This is a genomic window from Methanosarcina sp. A14, assembly GCF_001729375.1.
Taxonomy (GTDB): Archaea; Halobacteriota; Methanosarcinia; order Methanosarcinales; family Methanosarcinaceae; genus Methanosarcina; species Methanosarcina barkeri.
In genome coordinates this window covers 1-12949 of the sequence record NZ_LZPK01000042.1, presented here as the reverse complement: position 1 = coordinate 12949, position 12949 = coordinate 1, and the positions used below count along the sequence as shown (strand labels likewise).

The following is a 12949-nucleotide window of genomic DNA, read 5'->3' as shown; positions in this document are numbered from 1 at the left end:
TTGCCTTTGAAGGCAACGAGTAAAAGCATCATGAGAAGGAGCATTAGCTATGTCTGGATAACATCTAGCAGCTTCAGTACAGCTAAAAACGTTAGAAGCCGCAATGAGAAAATTAATGTAGGCAATGTCGGTACACTTAGGTGGATTTATGTCCATAACTCCGTACGTTTTTAGAGAAACACTAAGCCATAAGTATATTTATAAAGATATCAAGTTTTCGGCATTTTAACTGCGTAAGTCCTAATTGTTATTATATTTTACTCGGTCTGGATTTCAGCTTTTTTTGGTTATTTTATCAAGTCCTTTTCAGCCTTTTATCGCTCTGCTGATACTTTATATAGAGAGTGAAATCCTTAGTTGCTCTGCAGGAGATTTTCAATTACATAACCAATAAATTAAATAAGTAATAAATGTAAATAACTCTAAAAACTAATTTCATTGCAGGGTTGAAATGATAGAAATCCTTAAAATCTTCTTCAGTGTGCCCTTTTTACTGTACTCGTGTTATTCTGACCTTAACTCCCGCAGGGTCTCAAATAAGGTCTGGAAATACATGCTCGCATCGGGTTCAGGGTTTGTTTTTTATGAAATTCTTACAGACGGACTTTCCTACCTTATGCCTCTTCTTTTATCAGGAGTTCTCGTTTTTACGGCCGTATATCTCCTTTTCCAGTTTGGGGCTTTTGGAGGTGGGGATGCAAAGGGGTTGATCGTGCTTTCCATCCTTTTTCCTTCTTATCCGGTGTTTAGCTTTTCTGAAAAAATATATCCTCTGCTAGGGGTTCCACAGATAGGACTTTTCACTTTTACGGTACTGGGAAATGCCCTCCTGATGACAATACTTGTTCCCCTCGGGATGTTCGGCTATAATCTCCTTCATTTTTCGCCTGAGATGATCAAAAATCCGCTTTACATGTTTATAGGATACCGGACAGAGATTTCTTCTCTGAAGTACAAGAAACACCTTGGCCTGCTTGAAAAATTTGAGCTTGATGAAAGTGGAAGCCTCAAAAAAACATTTTCCCGTACAGGCCTCAACTTCGATGCGGACCAGAAACCGGAACTTGAGGAATATCTGAAAAAAGGTTTGATTGAGAAAGATATCTGGGTTACTCCCGGCCTGCCGTTCATGCTTTCAATTACAGCAGGCTTTATTACTGCTGTTGTTTTTGGGGATTTGATCTTTTATGCGGTCATGCGCCTCATTGTAAATTAAACCTCATGGTGTATTTTGATAAAATTGAAAACTTTGATGTTTTGAAAACACATATTATTAAGTAAGTGGTAACCTAGTAGACATCTCTACTCCTCTCGATTCTTGTTTAATCGAGGGGGTAACGAAAATAACCCCTTGAGAGGAAAATTATTTTTTACGTTTAGATATCTAACTATTTACAAAGTGTCTTGTGATAAAGGATGGTCAGGCTTTGGAATAAAACTAATTATCACCTCGCCCTTCTATGACATCAATGATACGCTGGCCGATCAGTGGAGCGGCGGTAGCAGCAAAAGTGGGATTAGGGTGAGAATCCGAAGTTGATGCGGCATTTTCCGGCAAGAGGTATAGCCCGCCTCCGGTTTGCAGGTCGTGGAAATCCCAGATATAGATATTATCGCCAGGTTCATCCCAAGTTGTTTTGACCCAGTTCGCAAAGTCTCTTGATCTCTTTGCTTCTTCGGCATTGGTTGCACTTTCGACTAAAGCCGGACCGGTCCAAACGATGAAGCGGTTATTCGGAAACTCATGCATCTTTGCTTTCAGGGCTTTGTATTGCAGCTTATAATTCTCTTCACTTTTGACACTGGAAGTTATATCCGGAGAACCGGTGTCGGCAACAACGCTGCTGACCGGAAAACAGTGCTTCCAAACGATAACGTCATAAGTCTGAGTCAGTATCTCTAAGGTCGGTTCTGTCTTATAGACAGAAGCACCAGCATGATTTACCCAGATGTTCCAATAATCGTAAGGATAGTTATTCCATCCATAGGGGTGTGATTTTGGAAATTCCATTTGTGTTATACTGTAGTTTGTGCCGTGATTAGTGTTGTAATTTGCAATAGTAGTGTCTACCCCACCGTCCCAGATGACTCCACCGGTGCTGTGATGTAGATAAATGACCTTTGCTGAACTCGACATCGATTCGGCATTTTCATTTTTCACGGCTGTAATATTGTTGTCTGTGTCAGTTACGTTCGTTGTTGTAGTCGCGTTATGTGCAAATACTACTAACTGTTCATTTTCACTGGCGCTTGAATTATCCGTATCCGAGTTTGAACTACACCCCGATGTAGAGATAAATAAAATAGCAGTTAGCAATCCTATATATTTAATTCCAGAAATTTTACTGGTAAGGCTCATGACAATCCCCCAGGCAATTACTTATTATTCTTTTATAAGATGACGTTACTGTCGGTAAAAGTGAATTTGCTCACAACTTACTTAAATTCATTGTTATGTTTACTACAATAAGAACGTTGCCTTACCATTCAACTATACAAAAATAGTAAAGGATTTTATTAGTGAAAAGTAATAATGTTTTTTAAGAATTAATAGGAACCTATATTCGGCAGGTCGACATTTCATTTTTGATGATTTTTAATGATGGCGATTTTGGAATGATATTTCCTTATTGTGTGTAGTTATTATGTTTACATATGATCTAAACATAATCTCCCATACTAAACTTTAATGGAAAAATGATTCAGTGTTTATATGTGTCGTGGTCGTTAAGCTACACGTTAACCAGTTTTAAATCTAATGTAAATTAATTAAATGTTTAAAAACGATATCAAAAAAAATATTTAAATTCCTTATATCGACCTGCCGAATCCAGGATAGGAATGTTTTCTTAAGAATTAATAGCAATGTTTTCTAAGAATTAATAGCGACATTTCTTATATAACATCGCTACTCTGTCTACTTTTCAAAGAATTACCTTTTTTGTACGACAAGCAGTCCGTAAAGAATCGTTCCCGGAACCGGCGGATTTTCAGGCGTGCCTTTTGCAATTCTTTCTTCAGGATAACCAAGGTTTTCGCAGGTATAAAGTTCAGCTTCAATACCCAGCTCTTTAAGAATTTCTGCGACCTCAGGTGAGCCAAAGTTTTCTTCCGGCAGCAGGAAGATATTTCTTCCGTTCTTTAACTCCCGGATCAACTCGGCTTTTGCAGGTTCCGAGTCCCTGCCGTGGGCTGTGATTGCGCAGAGGTTGGTCAGGTTTACTTTTGTACGTGCACAGGCCACCTGTATTGAAGAAATCCCAGGTATAACGGTGTCTTTCTCCCTTGCGAATTTTCCGAGCCCTGAAAACATGGGATCGCCTGTAGACAGGACGACTGCATCGGCTGGCAAGAGATGAAGTGATTTATAGTCCTTGATCGGTTTTGCTTCGCATGTGATATATTCCTGTGCAATCTCAATAGCTCTTTTTGCACCATAAACCACAGAAGCTTTCCTTATAGCCTTTATTCCTTCTTCCGTAAGCATTCCGGGCCCGACTCCGACTCCTACGACGATCATTATTTTTCTTCCCCTTTTCCTGTTTTTATTAACTCTTATTCTTACTGTCCATCAGTACCGACCCATCTCTGTCGATTACCACAATTCTTGCACCTTTTCCTTTCTCGATTGCCATCTCGAAGGCTTCTTTCAGGCGCACATGTTCAGGTTCTTTTTTAAGCATCTCGACAACGGTTGCATATCCGCTGCCTTCAAGCATCTTGGGATTTCCCCATTTAAGGACAAGGCCTGGAAGCCCGCAAATAATTATATCGCCAGAAGCATAATCAAGCCCTTCCGAGATCCTGCTTCCGACCATAACAACTGTATAATCTGGAAAAAGCATGTGGGAATAGCGCATTCCTATCCGGCCTGTAGTCAGTACCACTCTGTCCGTGCAGCGGATCAGGTCTCCTCTCGTCTCTCCCAGATGGTCGTTCCATGGCTCAACAAAACCTGTGCTCCCAAGTACGGAAATTCCGCCTTCAACCCCTATCCTGCTGTTCAGGGTTTTTTTTCCGATCTTCTCTCCATCTGGAATTGAGATTGTAACCTCGGCTCCTTTCAGGCCCAGTTCTTCTATAGCTTCCTGTACTGCAGCCCTTATTTGTTCCATCGGTTTTGGGTTAATAGCTGGCTGGCCTTTCGGAACCTGTAGCCCGTCCCTTCTGACGATTCCTATACCTTTTCCTCCTAAGATTCGGATTCCTTCAGTTTCCTTTGCTTCTCCCACAAATTCAAGCCCTCGGGTAATATCAGATTCGTGGTCGTTTTGAATCTTTTTCACAACTGCGCGCCCCTGCGAGGCTTCACTGACCTCCATCTGGGCTCTCAGTCCCACAGGCGTCGGGACGGATACGTTATCAACCGTTTTCTTGAGGGAAAGGACTGCGGCTTTTGCAGCAGCACTTGCTGTAGTTCCTGTAGTATATCCTCGTTTGAGGATAGACCCATCACTCAGAACCACAAGCATCCCGGATGCTACTTTTGTTTCAAGTTCTTCCCTGGGAAGCCCTGTGCGGGCAATCCAGTCTTCAGGGATCTTGAAATTGTTAACAGGATCTATCATGGAAGAATACTCGGAGGTTTTTTATTATAAATGTATTGACATGGAAATCGGAAAGGAACCTGATTGGTTTTGGATAAGCTTTGCCTTCTTTTCTGGTTTTACTGCATATGATAAAAGTAACTGACATCAAATGTATATTAAAAAGATAGAAAAGAGGTGGCATCATTCCAGGAGTGGGGATTTATTTTTTGGAAATGGGGTTTTGTTTTTTGGAAATGGGGTTTTGTTTTTTGGAAATGGGTTTTTATCCTGGAGTCTGGAACGATTGGGGATTCGTTCCTTCTTTAGGGTGTTGGGGTTGGTGTGTGAAAAATAACCTTAGGAATGATGCCTGTTTCAGATGCCGGCACTTGCCTGGCACAACTACTACATCTTAAGTTCTATTATATAAATGTATAGGAAACTAAGGATGATCTTTCAATATAGAAGTATATCGATTGATTATGGACATGTCAATTATGTATTCCATAATATTTCCATATAATCCTCATATTTTGGTCTCTCAACTGCATTTTCTAACTTCGCTGAAACAAACTTCTCTTTGGAGTATATACTCATTCAACTTTAAAATAATAGTGTATAAGAGGGAAGGCGCTACTGGACTTTATTCCGGAAATCCGGGGTAAATTAAAGTCCAGGAAATATTAAACTCCAATAGATGAATAAAAACCTGACTGTTATTTTTTCAGGTTACAGACCTTTTTACTGGATTCTTGCAAACATGCGGTCCAGTTCCCCTTTCGTAAATGTGATCACAGTGGGCCTGCCGTGTGGACAGGAGTAAGGATTTTCAGCTTTCTTAAGCTGCTCTATTAGCTCTTCCATCTGTCTGAGACTGCAGGCAGCTCCACCTTTAATTGCAGCTCTGCATGCGAGGGTCTTGCAGATCTTTTCTGAAATTCCTGTATCTTTTTTAACTTTTCCTGAAGCTAAAAGGTCCGAAACTATGTCGTGGATAACCTCGGGGTCTTCAAGCCGTCCGAAGATCTCAGGTACGAAGGTGACTACGTATGTATTGTCCCCAAATTCTGAAATCCCGAAACCGAAATCTTCCAGATAAGGAATATACTCTTCCATAAGCACTTTCTCTTTAGGTGTAAGGTCTATGGTTACAGGTGTGATCAACTCCTGCACTCTGGACTTTTTCATTTTCAAGACCTGCTCATAAAGAATTCTCTCGTGAGCAGCATGCTGGTCGATAAGCACAAGATCTTCTCCCCTTTCGGCAAGGATATAAAGCTTAGATACCTGCCCTATAATTCTCAGGTTTTCAAAAGAATCCGTGTTCGATTTTTGTATCGGCTTTTGCATCTTTTCGGCATTTATAACCTCAAATTTCTTTTCTTCTGAACCTGTTTTTTCAATTTCATTCTCTTGAATACCTGTTATTCTCTTTTTACTTTCTCCTTCTTTCTCTCTTTCCTGCTCGATTTTATTATCCAGCTTTTTATCACCTGTTTCCTGCGTTCCTCCCTCTGCAGTAAAGTCCAGAAGGCGCTTGGAACGTTTTAGCCTCCTCTCGGTATCTTTTACCGGATAAACGTAGGTCTCAGCCTTATTTCTCGGGGCCCTGCCCTTTTCAGTAAGACCGGTCTCCAGAATCCCTGTGTCCTTTCCAGCTTCCTTCCTTCCAAAAATTTCCGCAGCTTCGGAGACCTGCAATCGATCTGAAAAACCTGAAACATCGAAAGTTTTCTGAAAAGCTCTGTCTTTTTTTCCCCGAATTTCAGGAGCCAGAGCATTTTTAGAGAGTACTTTTTCTATTGCAAATGTGACTGCATCCCCAAGCTCTTTCTCCCGGCTGAAACGCACTTCGGCTTTTCGGGGGTGTACATTAACGTCTACTTCTCCAGGATCGACAATAAGAGAGAGCACTGCCACAGGATAGCGCTCTTTTGGAATTTTGGTATAGTATCCTTCGCGAATAGCTTTATTGATGGCTCTTGAGGTTACAGGGCGGGTATTTACAAACAGGAAAATTTGGTCGCTTTCTCTTCGAGTGGTTTCAGGCTTTGAGATGTACCCAAAGATTTCAAAATCTTCTGTCCTATACTCCAGGGGGAGCATTGAACGAGCTGTATCCGGGCCCAGAAGATTTACAATACTTTTGAAAGACTCACTTGAGCCCGCATTTCTTATGACTGGCTTTCCTTCACTGAGCAGAGTAAAGGAAATATGCGGATTTGCCAGAGCAAGCTGCGTTACCGTCTCTGTAATATGGGCAAGCTCGGTACGGTCACTTTTGAGGTATTTCTGCCTTGCCGGAGTATTGTAAAACAGGTCTTTTACATGCACAGACGTACCTGGGGCCGTACCCGCATCCGAAGTTTCCAGAACTTTTCCTCCATTGATTACTATTCTGGTACCTGTAATTTCTTCCGGAGGCCGGGTAAGTATCTCCACCTTTGCAACCGCTGTAATAGACGAAAGAGCCTCTCCCCTGAAGCCCATTGTAAAAATAGTATCGAGATCTTCAATCCGTGTGAGCTTGCTAGTTGCATGCTTTTTATATGCAAGCAAGGCATCTTCCCTGTCCATTCCGCACCCGTTGTCCCGGACAAGAATGGAGCGTTTTCCACCTTTTTCTACTTCGATGCGGATGTCTATAGCTCCTGCATCGATTGAGTTGTCTATCAGCTCTTTTACTACGGATGCAGGGCGTTCAATTACTTCTCCGGCCGCGATTTTGTTTATCGTATCTTTATCAAGGAGCCGAATTTTATTTCCCTTATCTTTTTTCTTCCCTTCAATATGTTCTTCCATCATTCCTTTACTCCGTCCAGACCAGAAAAATATTCATTGGACATACTTTACTCGACCTTTAATCCAACAATTAATTGATCCTTAATCGACCTTAGCCCAGTCAATCCAGCAGCCTTTTGAGCTCATGAAGCTTGTTCAGGGCTTCTATTGGCGTCATTTCTTCCACATTCAGTTTTCGAAGAGCTGTTTCTAAGGGGCTGGGCCTGTTTACCTTTGCTGCATTTCCGCCGCTGTCTCCAGGGTCAAAAAGCATCATCTGGGTATAACGCGCTGTAGCCTTGCTTTTTCTCTTTTTCCCGTTCTTGCCGTCTTCAACCTCTTCGAGCACGTTCTCTCTTTCGAGTTCTTTAAGAATTTCATTTGCCCTTTCTATTACTTTTTCCGGAACGCCTGCAAGTCTTGCAACCTGGATTCCATAACTCCTGTCTGTTGCACCCGGCACGATCTTTCGCAGGAAAACTAACTCATGACCTTCTTCTTTTACTGCAACATGATAATTTTTGACCCTTTTTAATTTCTCTTCAAGGGCTGTGAGCTGGTGGTAATGAGTTGCAAATAGAGCCCTTACTCCCACTTTCCCCCGGTTATGCAGGAATTCCACAACAGCTTTTGCAATGCTGTACCCATCATAGGTACTTGTTCCCCTGCCGATCTCATCAAGAAGCACAAGACTTCTTGGACTTGCATTATTCAGGATATTTGCAAGCTCAACCATTTCTACCATAAAGGTACTCTGCCCGCTTGCAAGGTCGTCAAATGCCCCAATTCTTGTAAATACCTGATCAATAATCCCTATTGAAGCATAGGATGCAGGAACAAAAGAACCAACCTGAGCCATAATAGCTATAAGGGCAGTCTGACGCATGTAAGTGGACTTGCCTGCCATATTCGGGCCTGTTACTAGCAAAAACTGGTTTTCCTTGCAGTCCATTTCGGTATCGTTCGGGACAAAGCCACCATGTACGGTGTTTTCAACTACCGGATGCCTCCCATCCCGGATAAGGATCTTGCAGTCATCAGTAAGCTGGGGCCTGATATAATTGTTATTTTCTGCTACTTCAGCCAGATTCGCAAGGACGTCAAGCGTGCCTATTCTTTCGGCAGTTTCTTGAAGTTCTCTTGAATGGGCTGAAAGGGTCTGCACAATTTCTGTAAAGATTTCGTACTCGAGAGCTATAGCTTTTTCATTGGCTGTCAGGATAAGGCTTTCTTTTTCCTTGAGTTCAGGGGTAAAAAAGCGCTCGGCATTTGCCATGGTTTGTTTTCTGATATAATCGTCAGGCACCTGACTGCTGTTGGCATTTGTTACTTCTATATAATACCCAAAAACTTTATTATATCCCACTTTCAGGGACTTTATGCCGCTTCTTTCTCTTTCCTTCTGCTGAAAATTTGCAATCCACTGCCTGCTGTTACTTGCAATATCCTTGAGTTCATCGAGTTCTGTATTGTATCCAGACTTTATCATGCCTCCTTCCCGAACTGAGATCGGAGGCTCATCAACGATCGCTCTATCTATCATTTCAGCCAGATTTTCAAGTTCGGAAAACGATGCAAGTCCGACTGCAATATCATTTAAAATTGTGGATTCAATGTTTTCTAGAAGGGAATCCCGGACAGGAGTCAGAGCTTCAAGGGATTTTTTCAGGGCTACAAGGTCTCTTGCATTTGAATTCCCATATACTACCCTGCCTACAAGACGTTCTATATCCCTGACATCTGAAAGCCAGTTCCGGAGATCATAACGGAGCAGAGGCTTTGCTGTCAGTTCTTCGACAGCATCTAGCCGATGGTTGATTTTTTCTACGGAAAGCAAAGGTTTCAAAAGCCACTTTTTAAGGGTACGGCTTCCCATCGGCGTTTTCGTACTATTCAGAATGCGGTAAAGGGAATTTTCGTCCCCTTCATCTCGCACGTTTTTTACAATTTCGAGATTACGCAGGGTGACGGAATCAAGGATCATAAATTCGGAATTTGAGTAGGTTCTCAGGGTATTGATATGGGTAAGCTCCCGCATCTGCGTAGTCTGTGCATATTCCAGGGCAGCCCAGGCCGAATACACTGCAAAATCCAGGTTCTCACAGCCCATGCCCTCAAGGGTTGCAACCCTGAAATGTTTTTTCAACCTTTCTCCAGCTTCCTTTGATCCTGAAATATCGGGGGCAAATTCCTCCACAATCGTTTGGGCTCTCAGCCGCTCGGCAAGGGCGGTGTTTTCATACAGGGACGAAGGCAGAATGCATTCTGAAGGCCGCATGCGAGCAAGCTCGCTTAGAAGCTTTTCAAAATTTTCTGAGTCTCTGAATTGTGTTGTAAGGAATTCACCAGTAGAAATGTCGAGAAACGACACCCCAATTTCGAATTCGTTTTCAGCATTTTTCCCGGGCTTTCCTATTTCTCTCCCAGCAACTGCCATGAGGTAATTGTTTGAGGCATCTGAAAACATGGAAGAATCAATTGCCGTACCTGGCGTGACAACCCTGACAACACCTCTTTTTACAATTCCCTTTGCCTTTTTCGGGTCTTCAAGCTGTTCGCAAATTGCCACTTTATACCCTTTAGTTATAAGCCTCGGTAGATAGGTGTCAATTGCATGGTAGGGTATTCCTGCAAGCGGCATTCTCTCTCCTGATTTGTCTTTGCCACGAGCTGTAAGCGTGATCTCGAGTTCTTTTGCAATAGTTTTTGCGTCTTCTCCAAAAGATTCGTAGAAGTCTCCCATACGGAAGAAGATAAGTGTGTCAGGATATGCCTGCTTGGCTTCGTAGTACTGGCGCATTGCAGGGGTCATCATTTCAGTCATTTTTTACTCACTGTCGGCCTTGAATTATTCTGTTAATACAATTAAGAAAATAAAATTGGGATTTTTATTGGAAATTTCGGTATCTCAGAATTCCTCAGATGCTGGGTAATGTCTGTATTAGGATTCCATAAATACTGGCTAATACCTTTAGATATTAATTAGTAGATACAACATCTTTATTAAAATCATCCTTCTTATATATATTTAACAATTCGATATTGAAAGCCGTTTTGAAGGAGGGATTGTTCTGGACCAGGAAAAACTTATCGAAGTTTGCCCTGTCTGCGGAAATGCAGATTTATATTATGAAGTTGGCGGGTATGCAGGTTCGGTTTACCACTGCAAAGAATGCGGGTATGTAGGAGCTTTTGTTATTGAAGCTAATGAAGAAATGATCGAGAAAATCCGGGAAAAGTACAGGCGTGAAAGAATGAGTCTAAGTAATAAAGAAAGCGAAAGTGAATGAAAGTAAATGAAATAATAAACTACCAATTAGACAAATATATTTTTGCACATGTAGTTGACTCTGTTCCAAAATCTAGTGATTTTTGCATTTCTTGATTGAAAATCTGAATCCGTAAGAAGAGTCAGGTTTTCATCAAAATCAATATTCGACATCTAAAGACTTCAATCCCAAAATTGTATTTCAAGGGTGGGGACCAATTACAAAATCGAGTGATTTTTTATTTTATGTCCATAACTGGATTTTGATACTGAATCTATAGTTTACGGGTTTATTAAATATTTTTGGGAACAACTTTTTTAGTTGTGTTTGGTGTTGCGAGAATAACGATGAGCTCTTCATAGATGAAGAAAGCAATAACATGGGAGATATGTATGCAAAAAAGCGGTAAGCTGCCATTCACCACCTTCTCATCATGTTAAGCTCAACCATAAATTGCTTTACGTTATGATGAGTTCTTGAAGAAGTTTATGCGCAATATATAGCCCTAAGATAAATACACATGCAGTAAATATATTAACTGTAAAGAGTGTTTGCCTGCCAACCCATGCAATTATTAAAAAGACAGCCATTAGGCCTCCGCCTATAGCTCCACCTATTATGAACTTTTTTATCTTACTTTGATTATGCTTTTTTTCTGGCTTTAGTAAATTTTTGCCAATAACATGAACAATAAGAAAAACAGTTGCAATGATAATAACATAGGATAACAAATCACCGCCAGAAATAGAAATCTGAAAATTCAACTGTTGACCTGTTACTGCATTATAAATTAATTTCATCGTTTCTTTGGAAATGACAATATGGATTACTCCAAGAATGAATGTGGACAAAAGAAGTGTATCAATAAGATCCAGGACTCTCTCTTTTTGGTTTTTCTGTGGTAGTGCGGCTATTACCTCATCACAGAAATATTTATAGTCTTCACCGATCAGTGTATTAATATCTTCGCCACGTTCTTGAGCGGACAGGACCATTTGTAGCAAATCCTGCCTTACAACTTCCTGATCATGCTCTGAAATGTTTGCAAGGCGCAGGTAGCATACCATGTCGGTCATGACAACATTGTTTTCTTTGGTTAACCGCTTATCCAGCTCATTATTTTCTTGATTCAGTATTTTTGTCTCAGTCTTCATCATCATTCCCCGCCATGAAATAATTGATTTACAGCATGATTGAGCTCTTGCCAGTTATTTACGAATGTCTCCAATTCTTTTTCTCCCGCTTGTGTGATGGAAAAATATTTGCGTTTTGGCCCAAGAGCCGACTCACGATATTTTGCCTTTATGAGATCGTTCTTTTCAAGGCGTAGTAGGAGCGGATAAATCGTGCCTTCTGAAATACCTGAAAAGCCATATTTCTTCAATTGCTGTGAAATTTCATAGCCGTAAGTTTCTTTACTGCTAATTATTTTTAATATACAGCTTTCCAATATTCCTTTGAGCATTTGCGATGGTATCAATATGCTGCACCTCTTTTCGCACACTACATTTCATAGCAATATAATATCTATCTTGCAATACAAGGTAGTTGTATTAGCAATATAAGTGTATCGGTATATTGCTAATTAATTCGTGATCATGCCGGTTTTTGTTGAAAGCATGGTTTACTCTGTTTTGTAAGTACCTTGTAAACTCTGGCAAAAGTCAAGGCAAATCATATAATGTCCCTACCAAAAGTAACCAATGATGAAATAACACATGTAATGCATCCAAGCTCAAGAAGCAACATGTCAAAATAAAAGTCGGTTTTCCGTGATTTTAACGAGCCATAGTCATCCACAACAGCTTGATTACAATTAGGATTTACGCAGTTGAACTGAAAAAGCAAGAACATTATACTGTTAACTGTTTAAAATGTGACTTTAATCCATAATGTTTGCTGTAATTGATTTTGTTCCTCAAGTGCGTAAGTCCTAACAATCTATCATTAACATAAAAGGTATAGTAACTAGGACTTACGCACTTGAATTTCCATAAGATTTACGCAGTTGAACTGAAAAATCAACAGCATCAGACCATTAACTGTCTAAAATGTGACTTTAATCCACAGTTTTTGCCGTAATTGATTTTTTTCTTCAAGTGCGTAAGTCCTATTATAATATGAGTAAACTCAAAAACCCCAGGAGGTTTACAACCGTTTTCAAAGTAGCAGTCACTTTGCCACTTTTATATATTTCCATTTTAATTTTGTACTACTTCCTGCTGCATTTGTTGCTGTGAGTTTAACCGTGTAAGTTCCGGCAGATGAATATGTGTGTGTTGGACTCTTTTCTGTTGAATATTTACCATCTCCGAAATCCCATTTCCATGAGGTTGGCGATCCTTTGCTTGTCTCCGTAAATTTTACCTT

The 12949-nt window shown here is 40.7% G+C and carries 9 protein-coding genes and 1 pseudogene; 1 reads left to right on the top strand and 9 read right to left on the bottom strand.

Annotated elements, in window-relative coordinates; translation table 11 throughout:
- Positions 1-156: pseudogene (locus tag A9239_RS20080) on the bottom strand (IS701 family transposase); the annotation flags it as partial.
- A 295-nt stretch (positions 157-451) separates the two neighbouring features.
- On the opposite strand from A9239_RS20080, the gene A9239_RS02955 reads away from it, so the two are divergent.
- The gene (locus A9239_RS02955) at positions 452-1216 is read left to right on the top strand and encodes an A24 family peptidase C-terminal domain-containing protein (RefSeq protein WP_048120183.1); all 765 of its coding nucleotides are present in this window, start codon (positions 452-454) and stop codon (positions 1214-1216) included.
- A 222-nt stretch (positions 1217-1438) separates the two neighbouring features.
- Here A9239_RS02955 and A9239_RS02950 read toward each other — a convergent pair whose 3' ends face one another.
- From A9239_RS02950 to A9239_RS02915, 8 genes are all read right to left on the bottom strand, one after another.
- Positions 1439-2359 carry a hypothetical protein gene (locus A9239_RS02950; RefSeq protein WP_052712660.1) on the bottom strand — a complete coding sequence of 307 codons (921 nt, stop codon included), beginning with the start codon at positions 2357-2359 and terminating at the stop codon, positions 1439-1441.
- A gap of 573 nt (positions 2360-2932) precedes the next feature.
- Positions 2933-3520: a cobalt-precorrin-7 (C(5))-methyltransferase gene (locus tag A9239_RS02945; RefSeq protein ID WP_048120181.1), complete on the bottom strand. Its 588-nt coding sequence runs from the start codon at positions 3518-3520 to the stop codon at positions 2933-2935.
- Between the two features lie 28 nt (positions 3521-3548).
- A complete protein-coding gene (locus A9239_RS02940) occupies positions 3549-4568 on the bottom strand; it encodes a cobalt-precorrin-5B (C(1))-methyltransferase (RefSeq protein ID WP_048120179.1) in 1020 nt (339 codons plus the stop codon).
- Between the two features lie 702 nt (positions 4569-5270).
- The gene (gene mutL / locus A9239_RS02935) at positions 5271-7334 is read right to left on the bottom strand and encodes a DNA mismatch repair endonuclease MutL (RefSeq protein WP_048154379.1); all 2064 of its coding nucleotides are present in this window, start codon (positions 7332-7334) and stop codon (positions 5271-5273) included.
- Positions 7335-7431: 97 nt separating this feature from the next.
- Complete coding sequence (mutS, locus tag A9239_RS02930; protein ID WP_048154380.1) at positions 7432-10134, bottom strand: DNA mismatch repair protein MutS; 2703 nt, start codon at positions 10132-10134, stop codon at positions 7432-7434.
- 903 nt (positions 10135-11037) lie between these two features.
- On the bottom strand, positions 11038-11733 hold the full coding sequence (locus tag A9239_RS02925; protein ID WP_048154383.1) for a hypothetical protein: 696 nt from the start codon (positions 11731-11733) through the stop codon (positions 11038-11040).
- Positions 11734-11735: 2 nt separating this feature from the next.
- Positions 11736-12059 carry a PadR family transcriptional regulator gene (locus tag A9239_RS02920; protein WP_048120171.1) on the bottom strand — a complete coding sequence of 108 codons (324 nt, stop codon included), beginning with the start codon at positions 12057-12059 and terminating at the stop codon, positions 11736-11738.
- Between the two features lie 692 nt (positions 12060-12751).
- A partial coding sequence (locus tag A9239_RS02915) for a PKD domain-containing protein (protein ID WP_141706353.1) occupies positions 12752-12949 on the bottom strand: 198 nt, incomplete at its 5' end.